Origin of the sequence: Flavobacterium aquaticum, assembly GCF_003259835.1 — a bacterium.
Classification (GTDB): Bacteria; Bacteroidota; Bacteroidia; order Flavobacteriales; family Flavobacteriaceae; genus Flavobacterium; species Flavobacterium aquaticum.
Map to the genome: position 1 here is coordinate 244,672 of NZ_QLMI01000005.1, position 19,985 is coordinate 264,656.

General features: G+C 33.0%; 21 protein-coding genes. 18 read left to right on the forward strand and 3 right to left on the reverse strand.

Going from position 1 to position 19,985, the window contains the following annotated elements; all coding sequences use genetic code 11:
- The first annotated feature begins 35 nt into the window (after positions 1-35).
- The 3 genes from B0I03_RS09720 to B0I03_RS09730 all read left to right on the forward strand — a co-directional run bounded on the left by B0I03_RS09720 (position 36) and on the right by B0I03_RS09730 (position 2,118).
- A complete protein-coding gene (locus B0I03_RS09720) occupies positions 36-491 on the forward strand; it encodes a DUF1801 domain-containing protein (protein WP_111567235.1) in 456 nt (151 codons plus the stop codon).
- Positions 492-556: 65 nt separating this feature from the next.
- Complete coding sequence (gene bshA / locus B0I03_RS09725; RefSeq protein ID WP_111567236.1) at positions 557-1,690, forward strand: N-acetyl-alpha-D-glucosaminyl L-malate synthase BshA; 1,134 nt, start codon at positions 557-559, stop codon at positions 1,688-1,690.
- Entirely contained in the window at positions 1,687-2,118 is a 432-nt protein-coding gene (locus tag B0I03_RS09730) for a protease complex subunit PrcB family protein (protein ID WP_111567237.1), read from the forward strand. Before bshA ends, B0I03_RS09730 begins: the two co-directional genes overlap by 4 nt.
- A 32-nt stretch (positions 2,119-2,150) precedes the next feature.
- On the opposite strand, the gene B0I03_RS09735 is transcribed toward B0I03_RS09730, so the two are convergent.
- Together B0I03_RS09735 and B0I03_RS09740 are read right to left on the reverse strand one after the other, a co-directional pair.
- Entirely contained in the window at positions 2,151-2,648 is a 498-nt protein-coding gene (locus B0I03_RS09735) for a hypothetical protein (protein WP_111567238.1), read from the reverse strand.
- A gap of 51 nt (positions 2,649-2,699) precedes the next feature.
- A complete protein-coding gene (locus tag B0I03_RS09740) occupies positions 2,700-3,503 on the reverse strand; it encodes a hypothetical protein (RefSeq protein ID WP_111567239.1) in 804 nt (267 codons plus the stop codon).
- A 157-nt stretch (positions 3,504-3,660) separates the two neighbouring features.
- On the opposite strand from B0I03_RS09740, the gene aroC reads away from it, so the two are divergent.
- The 5 genes from aroC (at position 3,661) to B0I03_RS09765 (ending at position 9,414) form a co-directional block, all read left to right on the forward strand.
- Complete coding sequence (gene aroC, locus B0I03_RS09745) at positions 3,661-4,713, forward strand: chorismate synthase (RefSeq protein ID WP_111567240.1); 1,053 nt, start codon at positions 3,661-3,663, stop codon at positions 4,711-4,713.
- 508 nt (positions 4,714-5,221) lie between these two features.
- Positions 5,222-6,691 carry a copper-containing nitrite reductase gene (gene nirK, locus B0I03_RS09750; RefSeq protein ID WP_111567241.1) on the forward strand — a complete coding sequence of 490 codons (1,470 nt, stop codon included), beginning with the start codon at positions 5,222-5,224 and terminating at the stop codon, positions 6,689-6,691.
- Positions 6,692-6,708: 17 nt separating this feature from the next.
- A complete protein-coding gene (locus B0I03_RS09755; protein WP_245903002.1) occupies positions 6,709-7,494 on the forward strand; it encodes a formylglycine-generating enzyme family protein in 786 nt (261 codons plus the stop codon).
- A 23-nt stretch (positions 7,495-7,517) separates the two neighbouring features.
- Positions 7,518-8,108, forward strand: a complete 591-nt coding sequence (locus B0I03_RS09760) for an SCO family protein (RefSeq protein ID WP_111567243.1) — start codon at positions 7,518-7,520, stop codon at positions 8,106-8,108.
- Positions 8,089-9,414, forward strand: a complete 1,326-nt coding sequence (locus B0I03_RS09765; protein WP_245903004.1) for an alginate export family protein — start codon at positions 8,089-8,091, stop codon at positions 9,412-9,414. Before B0I03_RS09760 ends, B0I03_RS09765 begins: the two co-directional genes overlap by 20 nt.
- 120 nt (positions 9,415-9,534) lie before the next feature.
- Here B0I03_RS09765 and ric read toward each other — a convergent pair whose 3' ends face one another.
- Positions 9,535-10,257: an iron-sulfur cluster repair di-iron protein gene (gene ric, locus B0I03_RS09770; protein WP_111567244.1), complete on the reverse strand. Its 723-nt coding sequence runs from the start codon at positions 10,255-10,257 to the stop codon at positions 9,535-9,537.
- 154 nt (positions 10,258-10,411) lie between these two features.
- Between ric and B0I03_RS09775 the strand changes: the two genes are divergently transcribed.
- From B0I03_RS09775 to B0I03_RS09820, 10 genes are all read left to right on the forward strand, one after another.
- A complete protein-coding gene (locus B0I03_RS09775) occupies positions 10,412-10,843 on the forward strand; it encodes a c-type cytochrome (RefSeq protein ID WP_111567245.1) in 432 nt (143 codons plus the stop codon).
- Between the two features lie 16 nt (positions 10,844-10,859).
- Positions 10,860-12,194 carry a cbb3-type cytochrome c oxidase subunit I gene (locus tag B0I03_RS09780; protein ID WP_111567246.1) on the forward strand — a complete coding sequence of 445 codons (1,335 nt, stop codon included), beginning with the start codon at positions 10,860-10,862 and terminating at the stop codon, positions 12,192-12,194.
- A gap of 109 nt (positions 12,195-12,303) precedes the next feature.
- A complete protein-coding gene (locus B0I03_RS09785) occupies positions 12,304-13,089 on the forward strand; it encodes a CbbQ/NirQ/NorQ/GpvN family protein (RefSeq protein WP_111567247.1) in 786 nt (261 codons plus the stop codon).
- A gap of 11 nt (positions 13,090-13,100) precedes the next feature.
- Positions 13,101-14,867: a nitric oxide reductase activation protein NorD gene (locus B0I03_RS09790; RefSeq protein WP_111567248.1), complete on the forward strand. Its 1,767-nt coding sequence runs from the start codon at positions 13,101-13,103 to the stop codon at positions 14,865-14,867.
- A 1-nt stretch (position 14,868) separates the two neighbouring features.
- Entirely contained in the window at positions 14,869-15,840 is a 972-nt protein-coding gene (locus B0I03_RS09795) for a DUF438 domain-containing protein (protein WP_111567249.1), read from the forward strand.
- 11 nt (positions 15,841-15,851) lie between these two features.
- Positions 15,852-16,514, forward strand: coding sequence for a carbonic anhydrase (locus B0I03_RS09800; protein WP_111567250.1), 663 nt, complete (start codon positions 15,852-15,854; stop codon positions 16,512-16,514).
- A complete protein-coding gene (locus B0I03_RS09805; RefSeq protein ID WP_111567251.1) occupies positions 16,511-17,080 on the forward strand; it encodes a cytochrome c oxidase subunit 3 in 570 nt (189 codons plus the stop codon). The genes B0I03_RS09800 and B0I03_RS09805 overlap by 4 nt, the downstream gene beginning before the upstream one ends.
- 10 nt (positions 17,081-17,090) lie before the next feature.
- Entirely contained in the window at positions 17,091-17,330 is a 240-nt protein-coding gene (locus B0I03_RS09810; protein ID WP_111567252.1) for a cytochrome C oxidase subunit IV family protein, read from the forward strand.
- A 121-nt stretch (positions 17,331-17,451) separates the two neighbouring features.
- Entirely contained in the window at positions 17,452-19,242 is a 1,791-nt protein-coding gene (locus B0I03_RS09815; protein WP_181452379.1) for a hypothetical protein, read from the forward strand.
- Between the two features lie 203 nt (positions 19,243-19,445).
- The gene (locus B0I03_RS09820; protein ID WP_111567253.1) at positions 19,446-19,928 is read left to right on the forward strand and encodes a c-type cytochrome; all 483 of its coding nucleotides are present in this window, start codon (positions 19,446-19,448) and stop codon (positions 19,926-19,928) included.
- Positions 19,929-19,985 lie beyond the last annotated feature (57 nt).

Here is a 19,985-nt window from a genome sequence, read left to right on the forward strand (position 1 = left end):
TGTAAATTTAATTCTCTAATTTCAAAAAACGAACCATGACATCAGAAGCAACAACAGTAGAGCAATACATCAACGAAGCTCCAGAAGATAGAAGAGAAGCATTACACAAACTAAGAAATATAATTTTAGAAAATCTTCCAGAAGGATTTAAAGAAGGAATGGGTTATGGCATGGCTGGTTATGTGGTGCCGCATTCAATTTATCCTCAAGGTTATCATTGTAATCCAAAACAAGCGTTGCCTTTTATGGGATTTGCAAGTCAAAAAAACAGCATCAATTTCTATCATATGGGAATATATGCTAAGCCTGAGTTGTACGATTGGTTTGTAACGGAATATCCAAAACATTCGAAACAAAAATTAGATATTGGAAAAAGTTGTTTGCGTATCAAAAAACCTGAAAATATTCCATTTGAATTGATTGGTGAGTTGGTAAAAAAAATCTCAGTACAAGATTGGATAGCTACTTACGAAGCGGCTTTTAAAAAATAATTTTTAACAAATGTTTTAGAATTGCCAACGTTAGAAGTGGTAATTTTATTTCAAAATTTATATAAATGAAAATTGCTATAGTTTGTTATCCTACATTTGGAGGAAGTGGTGTTGTGGCAACCGAATTAGGTTTGGAATTAGCCAAAAGAGGACACGAAATTCACTTCATTACATACAGTCAACCTGTCCGTTTGGCTTTATTGAATCCTAATGTACACTACCACGAAGTTCACGTTCCAGAATATCCGTTGTTTCACTATCAACCTTATGAATTAGCGCTTTCAAGCAAATTGGTTGACATGGTAAAATTGTTCAAAATTGATGTTTTACATGTGCATTATGCTATTCCACACGCTTATGCGGGTTACATGGCAAAACAAATGTTAGCAGATGAAGGAATTCATATTCCAATGGTCACCACGCTTCATGGAACCGATATTACTTTAGTTGGAAACCATCCATTTTATAAGCCAGCTGTAAGTTTTAGTATTAATAAGTCGGATGTAGTGACGAGCGTTTCTCAAAGTTTGAAAGACGATACGTATCGTTTATTTGATATTAAAAACGAGATAGATGTTATTCCAAATTTCATTGAATTAAATAAAGAGAAATTAAAAGAAAACATTCCGTGTCATCGTTCTTTAATGGCGCCTGATAATGAAAAGATTATTACACATATTTCGAATTTTAGAAAAGTAAAACGTATCGAAGATATTGTGAGAATCTTTTTTGAGATTCAGAAAGAAGTACCATCCAAATTAATGATGGTTGGAGAAGGTCCAGAAAAAGAAGGAGCAGAGCAATTGTGCGAGCAATTAGGAATTCAAAACAAAGTTATTTTCTTTGGAAACAGTAATGAAATTGATAAGATTTTATGCTTTTCAGATTTATTCTTACTACCATCGGAAACTGAAAGTTTTGGTTTAGCTGCTTTAGAAGCAATGGCATGCGGAGTTCCTGTAATTTCAAGTAATTCAGGTGGTTTACCAGAAGTAAATAAAGATGGTTTTTCGGGTTATCTAAGTGATGTTGGTGATGTTGCTAAAATGAGTAGCGATGCAATTTCACTTTTAAAAGATGAAAATAAGTTGGCTCAATTTAAAGTAAATGCTTTAGCAACGGCTAAACTTTTTGATATTCATAATATTGTACCTTTATATGAACAGGTTTATTTAAAAGCCATAAATTCTAAAAAATGATCAAATTTTTACCTTTTTTATTACTAATGTTATCTTGTAGCAGTAATGCACCTAAAGAAGTTTTAGATACCACATATACCATTATTTTTAAAAGTGAAATGGGCGGGTCTGAAAAAGCAGGTCATTTGTTAATTCAGGATAATGAAACCTATATTCAATTTATTGAGTCACTAAAATTAGATGAATCGCAATATGCTAATTTCTTAAAAGTAGATTTTAAGAAAAAAAATGTTTTGGTTTTATATCAGGGTCAAAAAAATTCAGGAGGTTATACGATTGATATAGAATCTGTTAGTAATAATGATAATACAATAGTTGTTAAGAAAAGTGAAATTGGACCCAAAAAAGGAGAAATGGCAACAACTGTAATGACAGCTCCTTATTGTGTAGCTTTAATTCCAAAAGGAAATAAATTAATTATAGAATAAAAAAAAGTCCCGATTTAATCGGGACTTTTTAATTAATCAAATTTGTATCTAATTCCTAATCCTAAATCTGGACCAAAACCATCTCTAAATTCTGTGTAATCACCTCCAAAATAAATTTCTGGTCTAAAATCTAAAGATAATTGTAATGGAATTTCTTTAAAGTTATATTCAATTCCAATATCACCAGCAGCTAATACAAAACTTCCGCTGTCTTTGAAATCGTTTTTATTGTAACTCCAACTTCCAACACCAGCTCCAACACCAGCATACCAGTTAAAACCTCCTTCAATGTTCCATACCCATTGGTATAAACCAACTAATTTAAAAGCATCAACATCTTTACTGTTTCTCCAACCTAAATCGAATTCTAAACGATTATTAGAATCTAAACCTCTCTGATAAGAAATTTCTCCACCAAAACCGTCGTTGTCACCTAAACGCAACCCTAATGCGTTCTTAGAAATGTCCTGAGCCTGTGCGCTGAATGCTAAGCCTAGTAGCATAATAGCAGATAAAATTACTTTTTTCATATAAATCTGTTTTTACAAATATAGCCAATTCTTCACAAATACTATGCCAATTTAATTTATAATGTAAGTGTCTAAAAATTCTTCTTGTGTTTGTGTATTTGTTGGAGGAACTCCAAATTCATCTGCAATAAAACTATTAATATTATATGAAGATACAGTATTTGTATAGACAACCCCAATTCCATCTGCTAAATATTGAGTTGAAACTAAGACATCTTGCGCAGCTAAAGCTGTAATAGTTTGTGGTGATCCTAAAACTGTAATGACTGTAGTTATACTTACGTTTAGTTTAATTTTAGTTGATTTAACATTAGAATAGGTAACACCATTAGTTGCAAAAGTAGAAAGAGTTTCTCCTCCATAACTTTGTAAAGAATAGTTAATAGTTAAAGGATAACCATTTACAGTTTCATTAATTGAACCTGTAACTGCCGAACTATTTAAAGCTTGGTTATTTGAGGCATTACTATTAAAAATAACAAAATCATCTAAGGATAAATCAAGATTAATCGGTAAGTTTTGACCTGGCGCTAAAGATAAATCGCCCGATAAAAGTAATTTTGAATCACTTTTTCTAACACCATTATTTCGTAGTGATGAGGAATAAAATCCAGTAGCTACATCATCTCTTGTTTGAAACTTTTTATAGGTTTTAGTATTAAAAACAACATCACCTGAAATATATAAAGAATCTCTTGAAAGTGTTCCTTCGCTATCTACATCATAAGTCCAGTAGTTATTATTGTTTAACGGAATTTCAAAATTAGTTCCATTATTTCCATTTTCATCATCACTTGAACACGATAGGAATAATATAGAACTACATAAAATTGTTAAAAGAATGCTTTTTTTCATGTTATTTTGGGTTAGATTAATATGCTAATTTACTGTTTTAACTTAAATTATTAAAAATATTTATTTAAAAATTCGATTTGTTTTTTATTTCCACTGTTTTTTAAATAATCATTACATTTGTTACAAGATGTTTTATAAACTCAGATAATACTTAGCTATGGCAGGAAATACTTTTGGAAAATTGTTGAAATTAACCACTTTTGGAGAATCACATGGAGAAGCTTTAGGCGGAATACTAGACGGTTGTCCTGCTGGAATTACTTTAGATTTTGAGTTTATTCAAGCAGAAATGCAAAGAAGAAAACCAGGTCAATCTTCTATTGTTACCCAAAGAAAAGAAGAAGATGAAGTGCAATTTTTATCAGGAATTTTTGAAGGGAAAACTACCGGAACTCCAATTGGTTTTATTATTCCAAATAACAATCAAAAATCTGATGATTATTCACATATAAAGGATACTTATAGACCCAGTCATGCTGATTATGTTTATGAACAAAAATACGGTATTCGCGATTATCGTGGAGGAGGAAGAAGTTCAGCTCGCGAAACAGCAAGTAGAGTAGTAGGTGGAGCTATTGCAAAGCAAATTATTTCCGAAATCAAAATTAACGCATTTGTTTCATCTGTAGGCGAAATTTTCATCGATAAACCTTATCAAGATTTAGATTTTTCAAAGATTGAAAGTAACGCTGTTCGTTGTCCTGATTTGGCTACAGCCGAAAAAATGGAAAATTATATCAAAGTAATTAAAAAGCAAGGAGATACTATTGGAGGAACAATTACTTGTGTCATTCAAAATGTTCCAATAGGTTTGGGCGAACCTGTTTTTGATAAATTACATGCCGAATTAGGAAAAGCAATGCTCTCAATAAATGCAGTAAAAGGATTTGAATTTGGTAGCGGATTTTGTGGCGCTAAAATGAAAGGAAGCGAGCACAACGATTCATATAACCCAGATGGAACTACAAAGAGCAATCTTTCAGGAGGAATTCAAGGCGGAATCTCAAATGGAATGGATATTTACTTCCGAGTAGCATTTAAACCCGTTGCAACATTAATTCAAAAGCAAGAAGTTTTAACCAATCAAGGTGAAATTATTGAGCAACAAGGAAAAGGTCGACATGATCCATGTGTAGTTCCAAGAGCTGTTCCTATTGTGGAAGCAATGGCAGCTTTAGTAATTGCAGATTATTTTTTATTAAATAAATAAGAAAAGATGCATTTTTATTTATGCATAGTTTGTTGTAAGTATATTTTAAAATACAACCCTGTAAAATTAATACTTTACAGGTTTTTTTGTGGAGCAGAGTAGAGGCGATTCGAACTTTTTTAAGGATGATCTGAGACAATTATATTTGATATTTCTAAAATTCCAATGATAAAATCAATTGAAAACAAGAGGAATTTGCCTTGGTCACAAACCGTTTTCTTATAGCTTAACCATAAATTAATATTAAAAAACATTATTACTTCTAAATTTTGCAGTTTTTTTTATGATTAACCCAACTATTAATCTGTTTCTTTAAAATAAGTAAAGGTAAAATTCTAAAATTCTTTTTGCTAAATTTTTTTTATAACATTTTAATATTTTTTTAACTTTTTTTCGAAACATGATTTATATCATATTAAAGGATGTTTTTGTCCTTTAATTTTGACCTATAAAATGATAGTAACGAAACTATTATTGAAACCAATATTTAAAACTAATTTTTTCTACCATGAGTAATTTTATTAAAAAAGTTTTGGTATTATGTGTGGCTTGTGCAGCAAGTATCGCATGTAAACAGAACGGTGACTCAACAACCAACTATGCCGATATTTCAGTTGGTGACGAAATGATTGCAGAATTAACAGCTCCTCCATTTGTGCCAAAACCTGTTGGAGATCGTCCTGCTAAAAAATTAATAGTAAACATGGAAATCAAAGAAATCGAAGGTGAAATGGCCGACGGTGTTAAGTATGTTTACTGGACTTTTGGAGGTAGTGTTCCAGGAAGTTTTATTAGAACTAGAGTAGGTGATGAAGTTGAATTTACCTTAAAAAATCACCCAGACAACAAATTACCTCACAACATCGATTTACATGCCGTTACTGGTCCAGGTGGTGGCGCAGCTTCATCTTTAGTAGCACCAGGACATGAAAAAACTTTTAATTTTAAATGCATCAATCCAGGATTATATGTGTACCACTGTGCTACAGCTCCTGTAGGGATGCACATTGCAAACGGAATGTACGGATTAATTTTGGTGGAACCAGAAGGTGGTTTACCTCCAGTAGATAAAGAATACTACGTAATGCAAGGTGATTTTTATACGAAAGGAAAATACGGAGAACCTGGAATGCAACCTTTTGACATGACAAAAGCAGTAGACGAACATGCCGATTATGTGGTGTTTAATGGAAAAGTTGGTGCTTTAACAGGGGACAAAGCTTTAACAGCTAAAGTAGGTGAAACGGTTAGAATTTACATGGGAAATGGTGGACCAAATTTAGTTTCCTCTTTCCACGTTATTGGAGAAATTTTTGATAAAGTTCACATTGAAGGTGGTGATATGATTAATAAAAATGTTCAAACAACTTTAATTCCTGCCGGTGGTTCTGCTATTGTGGAGTTTAAAGTAGATGTTCCAGGAACTTTCATTTTAGTAGATCACTCAATCTTCAGAGCGTTCAATAAAGGAGCTTTGGGAATGTTAAAAGTAGAAGGTGCTGAGAATGCTAAAATTTATTCAGGTACAACCCAAGAAGGAATTTATCATCCAGAAGGTGGAACGATTCAAAACATGCCAAAATCAGCTAATGGAAAAGATGTTGTGGTAAATAAAACACTTGCACAACAAATTACAGATGGTAAAAATATTTATGGAAGAACTTGTTTCGCTTGTCACCAATCTGAAGGTCAAGGTATTCCAGCGGCTTTCCCACCATTGTCTAAATCTGATTTCTTAAATGCAGATCCAAATAGAGCTATCAATGCAGTTCTTCACGGATTAAGTGGCGAAATCACTGTAAATGGTAAAAAATACAATTCTGTAATGACTAGTCAAAACCTTACGGATCAAGAAATTTCAGATGTTTTAACTTATGTATACAACAGTTGGGGTAACAATAAAACAAAAGTAACTCCGGAAATGGTTAAAACACAAAGAGCAAAACCAGCTCCAAAAACCAATAAAGATATACACTAACACATTTTAAATTAATCATGGAAACTCAATTTATAAAACGATTTCACTACTGCCTAATTTTATTATTTTGGGTTTCCATTTCTCTTTCTCAGGTGCCCAAAGATATGGTAACCATTGGAGCAGGAAGTTACGTTCCGTTATATGGAACAACAGATAAGAAACCAGTGAACATCAAATCTTTTTTGTTGGATGTGTATCCGGTAACGAATCAACAATATTTAGAATTTTTGAAAAAAAATCCGAACTACAGAAAATCAAAAATCAAACGCCTATTTGCCAATACAACTTATTTATCAGAGTGGAGTAGCGATTTAAGTTTCGGACAATTAAATCCAAATGCGCCTGTAACTAACGTTTCTTGGTTTTCAGCTAAAGAATACTGCGAATGTCAAGGTAAAAGATTAGCCACTTTAGATGAATGGGAATATGTAGCCATGGCCGATGAAAAACGAAAAGACGCTCGTTCAAGAGAAGAATTCAATAAATACATCTTGAGTTGGTACGAAAAAAACAAAACTTATAACAATTCCGTAGGGAAAACATTTAAGAATTACTGGGGTGTTTACGATATGCACGGTTTGGTTTGGGAATGGACTTTCGATTTCAATAGCATTTTTTTATCAGGAGAATCTAGAAAAGATAAAGATACCGATAAAGATTTGTTTTGCGGAAGCGGTTCTGTCAATGCCACCGATTTAATGAATTATGCCGCTTTTATGCGTTACGCTTTCAGAGGCAGTATAAAAGCAAACTATACTACAAAAAATTTAGGTTTCCGATGTGCCAAAAACATCGCTAATTGAGTTTTCAATTAAAAAATTGAGTCATGAAAAAGATAATTTTATTCGTAATTGCTTCCCTTTTATTAATCGGATGCAATTCAAAAGAGGAAAAACAAGACATAAAAGATAAACCAATAACCGATTTATCAATTTACAACTTGCCTGAAAAATGGACCAATCAAGACGGAAAAGATATTGAATTGAAAGAATTAAGAGGAAAAGTTCTTGTTATGGTGATGATTTACACTTCATGTAAAGCGGCTTGTCCAAGATTAGTTGCTGATATGCGAAATATTGAAGCCAAAATCCCAGAAAAATACAAAGACAAAGTCCAATTGGTTTTAGTAAGTATTGATCCAACGGTTGATACTCCAAAACGATTAAAAGATTTCTCTATCGAAAATAAAATGACAGGAAATCAATGGGTTTTCTTGCGTTCAAATGAAGAAAACACCAGAGAATTTGCAGCAGTTCTAGCCGTAAATTATAAAAAAATATCTCCGATAGATTTCTCACATTCCAATATCATTAGTGTATTTAATGCAGAAGGTGAACTAGCATTCCAACAAGAAGGCTTAGGGGTTAGTTACGATAAAACGGTTTCAAAAATCAAAGATGAAGCGGCAAAAATATAGTAGTGGCTTCCCAAAAAATCAATACAACATGAAACTTCAAAATAAAATGTTAGTTGCGGTTGCTTTTGCAATTTCAACTGTAGGTTCTTTTGCTCAAGAGTTAGATGTCAACCTACAAATACGACCTCGTTTTGAATACCGAAATGGTTTCAAAGAATTAATGAAAGACGATTTTTATCCCACTTCATTTGTTTCCCAACGCTCAAGAATGAATTTTTTTTACAAACAAGAAAAATTTAAAGCCAATGTATCGTTTCAAAACGTAAAAGTTTGGGGTGATGTGGCTACAACTTCTCCGTCGGATAAAAACGGAGTAGCGTTATTCGAATCTTGGATTTCGTATGATTTCAATACGAATTGGACAGCAAAATTCGGTCGACAAGTACTTTCTTATGATAATCAAAGAATTATGGGCGGAATCGATTGGTTGCAACAAGGTCAAAGTCACGATGCAGTTTTGATTACCAATAAGAAAAATGGCTACCAATTGGATTTCGGAGCAGCGTTAAATAATAACAACGAAGCCTTATACGAATCTGCTTATGTGACGAACTATAAAAACATGCAGTTCATTTGGTTCAACCAAAAATTTTCAAAACTAAGTTTAAGCTTTTTAGCATTGAATAATGGCTACCAATATGAAAATTTGGTAGAAAATAAATTTCAAGTTGCCTATTTACAAACTCTCGGAACTTATGGAAAATGGGATGCTTCAAAATTTTATGGTGATTTCGGTTTGTATGCTCAAACAGGTGAAGCTGCCATCACTAATGATAAAGTTGCTGTTGGTGCGTATTATGCGGGATTTAATTTGGGATATAAATTCACCAATCCTTTCAAAGCCGAATTAGGTTTCGAATATTTATCTGGAAAAGATCAAAATGATACCGATACTAAAATAAAATCGTTCACGCCTTTATTTGGAACCAATCATGGATTCAATGGTTTAATGGATTATTTCTACGTTGGGAATCATAAAAATTCGGTTGGATTACAAGATTTTTATACCAAATTTATTTACGACAAGAATAAATGGCAAGTAACGTTAGCTCCACATCTTTTTTATAGTGCTACTTCAGTTTACAACATGGCTACTTTAGAAGAACAAGATAGCTATTTAGGTACAGAAATCGATTTAACAGCTATTTATAAAATGGATAAAAACTTTGTAATTTCTGGAGGTGTTTCAAAAATGTTTGCTAGCAACACTATGGAAATTTTAAAAGGTGGAAATAACAACAATTGTAACAATTGGGCATGGGTAATGGTTTCATTTAATCCGCAATTGTTTACCTACAAAAAATAGATTAATTATAAATGGGTTATTTTTAATTAAAAAAGGACTGCTAATTATTTTAGCAGTCCTTTTACTTTAAAAAGAGTCGCTCTGTTTACCAAAACGACTCCGTTTAAAGAACCTAATTAACTAATAAAACTTATCTTGTAAAACAATGGCACTTGGAAACAAAATATTATTTTCTAAATGAATGTGCGCATGTAAATCCGCTTCAAATTCTTGTAACATTTGATAAGTTACTTTGTAAGTGTTGCAAGCATCAGCTGGCGGTGTATAATTGTTTGATAATTCTACAATTTTTTCAAATCGTTCACCTTCATTTTCATGTTCTTCCATCATCATCGCAATAGGATTGGCCACAGAACCAAATCCGGGATTGTTGATTGGAGTATTATTTCGATTAGCTTCTACCATTTTTTTGATAAAAGGAAACAGAATTAACTCTTCTTTTTTCATGTGTTGCGTTAATTCGTCGGCGCTTCTTTTGAATAGTTTTTTAATTTCAAAAAGTTCTGGATGTTGAGCACCGTGAACTTGTTCCAATTTAAGTAAAAACGATAGTAATTGTGGAATTTTTTCTTCCACATAACGATGGTGTTTTTTCTCAATATAATCAATCAACAAATCCAATTCCCAAGATTTAAAATCGATTCCTTGACTGTTGTTGTTTGCCGTAACACGTTCTAATTCGTCTAAAAGCGCATATTTATCAATGCCTTTTTTTGCACATACTTCATCGATTGTTCGGTTTCCTTTACAACAAAAATCGATACCTAACTGACTGAAAACACCCGCAGTTCTGTAATCATCTGCTACTATGTTTCCCACTGTTTTGTTTGAATCTATAACCATATTTTTATATTTAATTTAATAAAAGACAAATTTATCCTTAATTTAATTTCTATTGTATGATTTGAATCATAACGAATGTTTTTTTTTGGCAGTTATTTTGTATTTAATTAAAGGATAAAAACATCCTTTATAATTTCTAACTAATATCTAAAATATGTTATCAAAATCACAAGCACGAGCATTTTTTTTAGGTGGAACCGTAGTAACGTTTTTAGTCTTTATCGGCTTAACTATTTACTCGTTCATGCCTAAAAATGATCAAACTTATCATGATAAGATTGATGCAAAAGTTATTCGAGGAAAAGAAATCTGGGAATCGAATAATTGTATGGGTTGTCATACCATACTTGGAGAAGGAGGCTACTATGCTCCAGAACTTACTAAAGTAATCGAAAGAAGAGGAGAAGGCTATGTAAAAGCCGTTTTACAATCGCCAGTTCCTTGGGGACCAAAAGGCAGAAAAATGGTAAAATACGAAATGAACGATGCCGATGCCGAAGCCATGATTGCTTACTTCAAATGGATTGGAAATATTGATTTGAATGGTTTTGACCGCGTGGTTTCACCTTTAGCTAAAGACAAATAATCCAAAATATAGAGTTATGAAATATAAATCACAAAAAGTAGCGTATTGGTTCTTTGGATTATGCATGTTATTATTTGCATTACAAATTATCTATGGTTTTATTATGGGCTTTGCCCGAATTGGAATGGATGGTCTTCACGATTTTATTCCGTTCAATACAGCAAGAGCTGTTCACACGAATTTATTAGTAGTTTGGTTATTAACCGGTTTTATGGGAGCCGCTTATTATATCATTCCTGAAGAAGCGCAAAGAGAATTAGTCAATGTAAAATTGGCTTATGTACAGTTGATTTCCTTGGCGGTTGTCGGCGTTTTAGCAATCGTTGGGTATCACTTTAATATTTGGGAAGGTAGAAAATTCCTTGAAATTCCAAGAGAATTAGATGTTTTAGTTGTAATCAATGTCTTACTGTTCTTAGGATTAATCCTCACCACTTTATACAAAGCAGAAAGACGAACCACAACTTCATTAGTTTTAACAATGGGATTGGTTTTCGCAGCATTATTATACTTACCTGGTATGATTTGGTTCGATAGCCAAGTTACCGATTCATTCTTCCGTTGGTGGGTAGTGCATTTATGGGTTGAAGGTGTATGGGAACTAATCATGGGAGGTATTTTATCATACTTATTAATCAAACTTACTGGTGTTGACCGAGAAGTTATTGAGAAATGGTTATACGTAATTGTTGGTTTGACATTCCTTTCAGGTTTATTAGGAACAGGTCACCATTACTACTACATCGGAGTGAATAAAATTTGGTTAATCGTAGGTGGAATTTTCTCTGCACTAGAACCATTAGCGTTCTTAGCAATGGCATTATTTGCAGTGTACATGTACCGAAAAGGAGAAAAATCACATCCAAACAAAATTGCGTTATTCTGGACGATCGGTGCTTCTATTGTATCTTTCATTGGAGCTGGATTGTTAGGATTTGCGCACACTTTACCACAAACCAACATTTATACTCACGGAACTTTAGTAACAGCAATGCACGGTCACTACGCTTTCTGGGGCGCTTACGCGATGATTGTTTTAGCGATTATTAGCTATGCTTTACCAAACATTACTGGAAGAAAATTATACGACAGCACAAGAGGTCACATGGCATTTTGGTTGTCTAATATCGGAATGTTAGGAATGACAGTAGCTTTCGGTGTAGCAGGTGTTGCCCAAGTGTACATGGAACGTAAAATGAAAATGGATTTTATGGATGTTCAAAACGAAATCAGTATTCACTTTGTCGTATTGTTGCTTTGTGCTACATTATTTACAACCGGAATTACCTTATACATTTTAGAGTTTATCAAATACGGTAAACCTACAGATGAAGCTCTTATAAAAGAATAGTTATTAATTATTTTAGGTTAGAATTATACAATTAATAACCAGCCGAGACCAATTGCTCAGAGTTGTCGCTGCCCGCTTTTGGTTTCGGTTTTTTCAAAAATAAATTGCCATGATAGTAGCAGAAAAAACCATATTTTATAAAGCAGTAGGTTCAGAAATTGAAATTTTCAATCAAATCAACCAATTGCGCTTACCTTTATTATTAAAAGGTCCAACAGGCTCTGGAAAGTCCCGTTTTATCGAATATATGGCGAATGAAGTTAACAAAACATTAGTCACCGTAAGTTGTCACGAAGAAACTTCAGCAACCGATTTAATTGGACGCTTCATTATCAAAGGAGCCGAAACCATTTGGATTGACGGACCTTTATCCATAGCTGTAAAAAACGGTTACATTTTATATTTAGATGAGGTTGCCGAAGCACGTCCAGATGTCATCGTAGCCATTCACTCCTTAACCGATCACAGAAGAGAACTTTTCATTGATAAATTAGGAGAAACCATCAAAGCGCATCCTGATTTTCTATTAGTTGCTTCATTTAATCCAGGATATCAAAAAGGATTTAAAGAATTGAAACCTTCTACTCGTCAACGATTTGTTGCACTTTCATTCGATTATCCAAATCCAAAAATCGAAGCCGAAATTTTAATTAATGAAACCGGAATTCAAGCAGATATCGCTCAAAAGTTAGTCGCAATCGGAACAAAAATTAGAAATCTTACCGAGTTAGGGCTAACCGAAACTGTTTCCACCCGTTTATTAGTGGACGCCGCGAAACTTATCAATAACGGATTACCAAAACGATTAGCCGTTCACGTTGCCGTTGTTGAACCTTTAACAGATGAGCAAGAAACCATTCAAGCTTTAAACGATTTGTGCGATTTAATGATTTAAAGATTTGAGATATGGGCTTAGAATTAGACGAAATTATCTATAAAAAAGTACTCAAGTACTTTAAAAATAAACGACTCAATGATGCCGAAATTCTGAGCCGTCAAATCAACTTATCTGACATCAAACCGCGATTGACGCTTTTTGCGAGAGCGATTTGTGGTGCGCCAATCGATATTTTTCCAGCCGAACGAGAAGGCGGTTACAAAAACAAAAACTTTTTTCTTCCAATAAATTGTTCACTTTTCCCAACAAAAGAAGAAAATCTGAAATTCTATTTTTTCAGAACGGTGTATTTGAGCATTCAAAAACAACTGAATTTCAATTGGGATAACCAAGATAATTCAACTGAACTTTCTTTAGAAAAAGCTTTTGAAACAGCGCCATTAGTCATTGGAAAAATGTTTGAAAATTATCCATCTATGCAAGAGTTTTATTATGATGCGGTACCAAAATTACCCGTTAATAAAAAAGACCAATCTATTGATTATTCTTGGTTGTATGGAAAGTGGATGAAAAACACACCCGAAATTGAATCCGAAAATGTATTGCAAAATTTCGATGACAATACTAAAAAAATAAAAAACAATGTCGTAGCCGAAACCACACTTCATGCGAAAGCCGTTGAAGAAATTGAATCGCTTACTATCGACAAAAAACAACAAGAAGATTATGTGTTAATGCACAGTTTTGAGAAAATTGAAACTGTAGAAGAATTCAACGGAAATTGGCGCGATTTTGATGGAAAAGACGATTTAAAAGACCATCAAGAAGCCTTGGAAGAAATGAACATGAAGTTTACGGTTCGTGTGGATGATATGGTACATTCTGTATATCAAGCCGATTTTGTTGAAAATACTTCCATTGCCGAAAGTGCTGAGGTAGATGAAAAAGGCTTTCATTTAAAATATGATGAGTGGGATTTCAAAAAACGAAATTACTTGACTAATTTCTGTAAAGTGTATCCAAAAACCCAACTCAAAACTCACGAGACTTATTATAAAAATACGATGGCGAAGTACAAAACCACTTTAAATGGTTTACGAAAAATGCTTACCAGCGTAAATAATAAAATGCAACAACAACGAAGACAATTACAAGGTGACGCTTTCGATTTAGACGCGTTAACCGATTTATATACCGACATTCATTCTGGAAAATCGCCAGACGAACGCATTTATTTATCTCAAAGAAAGAAAAACAAAGACATTGCGATTTTAGTTTTGTTAGATATTAGTCTTTCAAGCGATGGTTATGCCGCAGGAAATCGAGTGATTGATGTAGAAAAAGAAGTTTCCATTTTATTTGGCGAAATTCTGCACGAGTTCGACATTGATTTTGCGATTGACGGATTTTATTCCAAAACCAGAAATTTCACGACTTATCTCACTTTGAAAGATTTCAACGAAAGTTGGAACAAAGCCAAACATAAAATTGGAGCTGTTGAGCCTAATGGTTATACTCGAATTGGTCCCGCATTACGTCACGCTGGCGCACGAATGGATCAATTGGATGCCAAAAACAAATGGATTATCGTGCTTTCAGATGGAAAACCAAACGATTACGATAAATATGAAGGACAACACGGCATTCAAGATATCAAACAAGCGTTGCGAGAATTAAATGAACGAAAAATCAATTCGTATGCCTTAGCCATTGAAGCGCAAGCCAAATATTATTTACCGCAAATGTTCGGTCAAAATCATTATCAAATATTAACGTCTCCTGAAGCTTTACTAAAATCATTGGTAAAACTGTACGAGAAAATCAAACATCAATAAAATGGCAACATCAGAAACACATACAAACGTGATTGAAGGACATCCCATTCATACTTATTTCGTAGAAACCGATTTGATTCATCAATTATTAGAAGAATTAAATGTCATTAATCCAAAAGAAGAATTTCAGAAATTTTACAATGTATTTAATCATTTAGCAACTGTTGAACGACGCTTTGAACGAAAAGAAAATCAATTATTTCCGTTTTTAGAACAAAAAGGTTGGACAGGACCATCTCGCAATATGTGGTCGTTTCACGATACGATTAGAGAAATGTTTCGCATTGTTAGAAAAAATTTGGAAGACCAAGATTTCACTTCAGCCAAATACAATACCAATTTAATCTCTCAAAATTTATATCGTTTACTAGAAGTAGAAGAAAACGTGTTGTTTCCAAATGCTTTAGAAATGCTATCTGATGAAGATTGGATTAAAATGAGAAAAGGAGAAGATGAAATAGGTTGGATGTTATCAGAAGCGCCACCAAAATTCCCAAAAGAATCCGAATACATTCATCCTTCTCAAGATACAGAACGCAGAACCGATGTGGTTTTCAACGAAAATGCAGCGCATTACGATGAAGGCTTCATGACAATTGAACAAGTAAATCTACTTTTCAAAACCTTACCTATCGATTTAACTTATGTTGATGAAAACGATAAAGTAATTTTCTACAATCGAGGTGAAGAACGCGTTTTTCCAAGAAGTGCCGGAATTATTGGTAGGGAAGTTCGTTTTTGTCATCCGCCTAAAAGTGTAGATACCGTTTTGCAAATTTTAGAAGCGTTTAGAAAAGGCGAGCAAAACGAAGCTTCTTTCTGGATTAACTACAAAGAACGTCTGATTTACATTCGCTATTTCGCAGTTAGAGATACTCAAAAACGATATAAAGGCGTAATCGAAATGTCGCAAGATATTACCGATATCAAACAAATTAATGGCGAAAAACGATTGTTGGAATGGAATAATTAATAGAAAGAGTTATGAGAATTATAGGTACTATTTTATTCAGCATTTTTATCATCTTTATTTTTTCGTGTGAAACTGTTGAGCATCATCATGTTCCAAAAACCGCAAATGAAGCTTTGAAAGAATTGATGGAAGGAAATCAGCGTTATGTTAATAATGTACCGATGCATAATGATTTTATTGATGAAGCACATCATTCAGAAAAAGACCAACATCCGCACACTTTTGTGTTGTCTTGTATCGATTCTCGTGTACCACCTGAAATTGTTTTTGATCAAGGAATTGGAAATTTATTTGTAGCTCGTGTAGCTGGAAATATTGAAGATCCAAACATTTTAGGAAGTATGGAATATGCTGTTAAAGTAAAAGGAACAAAATTGTTGGTGGTGTTAGGACATTCCAATTGTGGTGCGGTTCAAGGTGCAATTGATAATGTGAATTTGGGACATCTAACCCAGTTAACCAATCAAATCAAAGTGGCATTTAGTCATCACAGAACGTATCCATTACCCGAGCATTTATCAAATGAAACAGGTCGATTGAACGTGCTATCCACCATAGATCACATTCTCTCTTCAAGCAAAATTATTAGAGAGTTGGTCCATCAAAAGAAAATAAAAATAGTAGGAACATTTTACGATTTACACACAGGTAAAGTTGAATTATTACAATCATGAACAATACAAAATCAATATATTATCCGCCTGGAGGCATTTTAATTTGGATTATCATTTATTTGGAACTCATCACATTCGGAATGGCAATTTTAGCATTAGCATATTACGGTTCGGAAGAGCGTGAATTGTTTCACAACAGTAGTCTAAAACTGAACAAAACAATTGGAATAATAAATACGATTCTGTTGTTAACCAGCGGCTTTTTTGTAGCCAAAGGGATTTACTTTTTTAAAGCCGCTAACATCAAAAAGACGTTGTTTTATTTCAATTGTGCAATGGTTGGAGGTCTTGGATTTTTAGTTTTAAAATCATTCGAATATTACGAAAAATTACAAGCCGGATTGCACATGGATTACAATTCTTTTTTTAGATTTTATTGGTTATTAACGGGTTTTCATTTTATACATGTTTTGGTGGGATTAGTAATTTTATTAGTCATTACATTTTCCATCAAGAAAAAACAAACCGAAGCATCCTTTGAAGACATCGAAGCAAGCGTCAGTTTTTGGCACATGTGCGATTTAATTTGGTTGCTTTTATTCCCAGTACTTTATTTACTTTTTTAAATGTAAGATTATGAAAGATACGATTTCTTCTACGTTTATTTTGTTGTTGGCACTGACTATAATTGCTGCTTTTTTAGCATTAAATGTAAGTGCAGAAATTATGGCAACAACGGTTGTGACTTTAGCTTTGATTAAGTTTTGGTTGGTAGCTTTTCAGTTTATGGAATTAAAAAAAGCGCATCCTTTTTGGAAATATTTGATATTAGGTTTTGGTGGTTTAATGGGAATTATTTTAGTGATTTTAGTTTAAATTCTTCTAATTTTCAAAGCATGATAATAATCATATATTAATCTGAAGGATTGTATTTTATTTGTCACTATTTATTTTGGTAAGAGATAAATCGAACACAAAAATTAACCAAGAAAACAATATGACTTTACAAAAAAACGTACACACTTTTCACATTCCTGTTATGGGATTGGCTTTCACTATTGATAGTCCGGTGCGAGTGGCACAATACGGAATTGATTCTGTAATCTCTATCATGGATGATGATTTGATTGAAAAAATGACCGCTTTTTATGCCGAAAAATTCAAACAACCTTATGAAGAAATCTCACAAAAAGTTGAAGATTTTAGGGCCAAAAGAATTACCAATTATTTGAATTTACTCGATACAGTTGTCACTCAAAAATTCGAAAGTTTCAAATCAGAATTGATTGAAAAAAGAACGCAATTAGAAGATTTTATCTCCATTTTGCCAACAACTTCCGAATTGAAAATCAAATTAGAGCATTTAATTGATTCAGGAAAAACCAATATGATGGAATTGAAAGCAATCTTAGACCATCATTTTGCACCAGGTAGTATTGATGTGAACATCATGACAAAAATTGATAAAGATAATTTTAGTGATGACGAACAATTACCTGTAATTTATAACGATGCCCATGCTGCTTTACGTGGTTTTGTAAACAGTACCACAAATTCATCCGTAGTTTTTTCTGCTGGAATGAATCCAAGATTGTATAGTTACATGGAAACTTTTGATGCTTTTTATCCAAATACAAACGGACAATTTCATAAGAAAATTATTTTGAAAGTAAGTGATTTCCGTTCGGCGATGATTCAAGGAAATTTTCTAGCTAAGAAAGGACTTTGGGTTTCCGAATATCGAATCGAATCAGGTTTAAATTGTGGAGGTCACGCTTTTGCTACTGATGGTTTTTTATTAGGCCCAATTTTAGAAGAATTCAAAAAGAAAAAAGAAGAATTAATTCAATCAGCCTATTCACTATTTACAAATGCTTTAGCATCAAAAAATAAAATAGTTCCAAACGAACCACCTGTTTTAAAAATCACAGTACAAGGAGGCGTTGGAACAGCAGAAGAACATAAGTTTTTATTAGACCATTATCAAGTGGATGCTGTGGGTTGGGGTTCACCATTTCTTCTAGTTCCAGAAGCTACTTCAGTTGATGCGGAAACTAGAAAATTATTAGCCGATGCTAAAGAAAAAGATTTGTATTTGAGTAACATTTCACCTTTAGGAGTTCCTTTCAACACAATTAAAGGAATGACAAATGATTTCTTTAAAAGCCAACGCATTGCTTCAGGAAAAGCAGGAAGTTCTTGTCCAAAGAAATATTTAGCTTTAAGTAAAGAATACAAAAAAGAAGGCACTTGTACCGCTTCAAAAAAACATCAAGACAAGAAATTGGAAGAGTTAGAAGCAAAACGTGATGTCATTTCGTTCGAAACTTACACGAAAGAATACAATTCAATCACAGAAAAATCATGTTTGTGTGTGGGATTAGCAAATGCAAGTCATATCGAATTAGGAATTCCAATCAAAGGTCAAGCGCAAGGTGTTGTGGTTTGTCCTGGTCCAAACATGGCTTATTTTTCTAGAGAATTTTCATTAAAAGAGATGATTCAGCACATTTACGGCAAGAAAGAAATCGAAAATCATACCGATAGACCTAATATGTTTGTAAAAGAATTAGGCTTGTATGTTTCGTATTTGACTAACCAAATAAATGAAGCTTTCGAGATAACTCCACAACAAATCAAAAAATGGGAAACTTTTAAAGCAAATCTTTTAAATGGAATAGACTATTATAAATCAATTTTTCAAGAAAAGAATTCAAAAATTCAAAATGATATTTTACAATTGGAATTACAATTAAACAAATTAGAATTTAATACAATTTCTGTTTAAAATATAATTACTTAATACTGAGGGTTATTTAATTTTTATAAGTAGGTTTTTGCAAAAGGCTGTTTCCAAAAAATGGAAACAGCCTTTTTTGTTCAACAATTGTTAATAATAAAGATAAAAATATCCTTTTTTATGATTGTAATCATACTTTTAAAGCACTCAATTTCAGAAATTTGTAGTAATAATTTTAATATTAAAATATCATGAACAAATCAATTTTACTTGTTTTATCTCTTGCTGTAGCTGTAGCATGCGGTAAAAAAGAAGCATCTGCCGAGGATAATTATCAACCTGCTGAAGGTGAAGCAACAACAGAAGCAGCCGCTGATCCGGCTTCGTATGATCCAAAACGTGGCGAAGGAAAATACGACACTGTTGAATTAGGCGCAACATTAGACCAAGCAATGGCTTCTAAAGGGGAAGAAGTTGCTGGTGTAAAATGTACATCATGTCATAAAATGACTGATGAAAAATTAGTGGGTCCAGGTTGGAAAGGCGTAACTGAAAGAAGAACACCTCAATGGATTATGAACTTTATAACTAATCCAGATCCTATGATTGACAAAGATCCTGAAGTGCAAGCACAATTGGAAATTTGTTTGGTTCGTATGCCTAATCAAGGTATTTCAGACGATGAAGCTAGAGGAATTCTAGAGTATATGCGTAAAAATGACGGTGTAAAATAAACGTAAAAAGGTATTGTGTTAAGTGAAAGTAATGCGATACCTTAATTTAACTACATA

What these genes read in the sequence shown, in the direction of transcription:
- B0I03_RS09720 (WP_111567235.1), top strand. Translation starts at nt 36, where the DNA reads ATGACATCAGAAGCAACAACAGTAGAGCAATACATCAACGAAGCTCCA.
- bshA (WP_111567236.1), top strand. Translation starts at nt 557, where the DNA reads ATGAAAATTGCTATAGTTTGTTATCCTACATTTGGAGGAAGTGGTGTT.
- B0I03_RS09730 (WP_111567237.1), top strand. Translation starts at nt 1,687, where the DNA reads ATGATCAAATTTTTACCTTTTTTATTACTAATGTTATCTTGTAGCAGT.
- B0I03_RS09735 (WP_111567238.1), bottom strand. Translation starts at nt 2,648, where the DNA reads ATGAAAAAAGTAATTTTATCTGCTATTATGCTACTAGGCTTAGCATTC.
- B0I03_RS09740 (WP_111567239.1), bottom strand. Translation starts at nt 3,503, where the DNA reads ATGAAAAAAAGCATTCTTTTAACAATTTTATGTAGTTCTATATTATTC.
- aroC (WP_111567240.1), top strand. Translation starts at nt 3,661, where the DNA reads ATGGCAGGAAATACTTTTGGAAAATTGTTGAAATTAACCACTTTTGGA.
- nirK (WP_111567241.1), top strand. Translation starts at nt 5,222, where the DNA reads ATGAGTAATTTTATTAAAAAAGTTTTGGTATTATGTGTGGCTTGTGCA.
- B0I03_RS09755 (WP_245903002.1), top strand. Translation starts at nt 6,709, where the DNA reads ATGGAAACTCAATTTATAAAACGATTTCACTACTGCCTAATTTTATTA.
- B0I03_RS09760 (WP_111567243.1), top strand. Translation starts at nt 7,518, where the DNA reads ATGAAAAAGATAATTTTATTCGTAATTGCTTCCCTTTTATTAATCGGA.
- B0I03_RS09765 (WP_245903004.1), top strand. Translation starts at nt 8,089, where the DNA reads ATGAAGCGGCAAAAATATAGTAGTGGCTTCCCAAAAAATCAATACAAC.
- ric (WP_111567244.1), bottom strand. Translation starts at nt 10,257, where the DNA reads ATGGTTATAGATTCAAACAAAACAGTGGGAAACATAGTAGCAGATGAT.
- B0I03_RS09775 (WP_111567245.1), top strand. Translation starts at nt 10,412, where the DNA reads ATGTTATCAAAATCACAAGCACGAGCATTTTTTTTAGGTGGAACCGTA.
- B0I03_RS09780 (WP_111567246.1), top strand. Translation starts at nt 10,860, where the DNA reads ATGAAATATAAATCACAAAAAGTAGCGTATTGGTTCTTTGGATTATGC.
- B0I03_RS09785 (WP_111567247.1), top strand. Translation starts at nt 12,304, where the DNA reads ATGATAGTAGCAGAAAAAACCATATTTTATAAAGCAGTAGGTTCAGAA.
- B0I03_RS09790 (WP_111567248.1), top strand. Translation starts at nt 13,101, where the DNA reads ATGGGCTTAGAATTAGACGAAATTATCTATAAAAAAGTACTCAAGTAC.
- B0I03_RS09795 (WP_111567249.1), top strand. Translation starts at nt 14,869, where the DNA reads ATGGCAACATCAGAAACACATACAAACGTGATTGAAGGACATCCCATT.
- B0I03_RS09800 (WP_111567250.1), top strand. Translation starts at nt 15,852, where the DNA reads ATGAGAATTATAGGTACTATTTTATTCAGCATTTTTATCATCTTTATT.
- B0I03_RS09805 (WP_111567251.1), top strand. Translation starts at nt 16,511, where the DNA reads ATGAACAATACAAAATCAATATATTATCCGCCTGGAGGCATTTTAATT.
- B0I03_RS09810 (WP_111567252.1), top strand. Translation starts at nt 17,091, where the DNA reads ATGAAAGATACGATTTCTTCTACGTTTATTTTGTTGTTGGCACTGACT.
- B0I03_RS09815 (WP_181452379.1), top strand. Translation starts at nt 17,452, where the DNA reads ATGACTTTACAAAAAAACGTACACACTTTTCACATTCCTGTTATGGGA.
- B0I03_RS09820 (WP_111567253.1), top strand. Translation starts at nt 19,446, where the DNA reads ATGAACAAATCAATTTTACTTGTTTTATCTCTTGCTGTAGCTGTAGCA.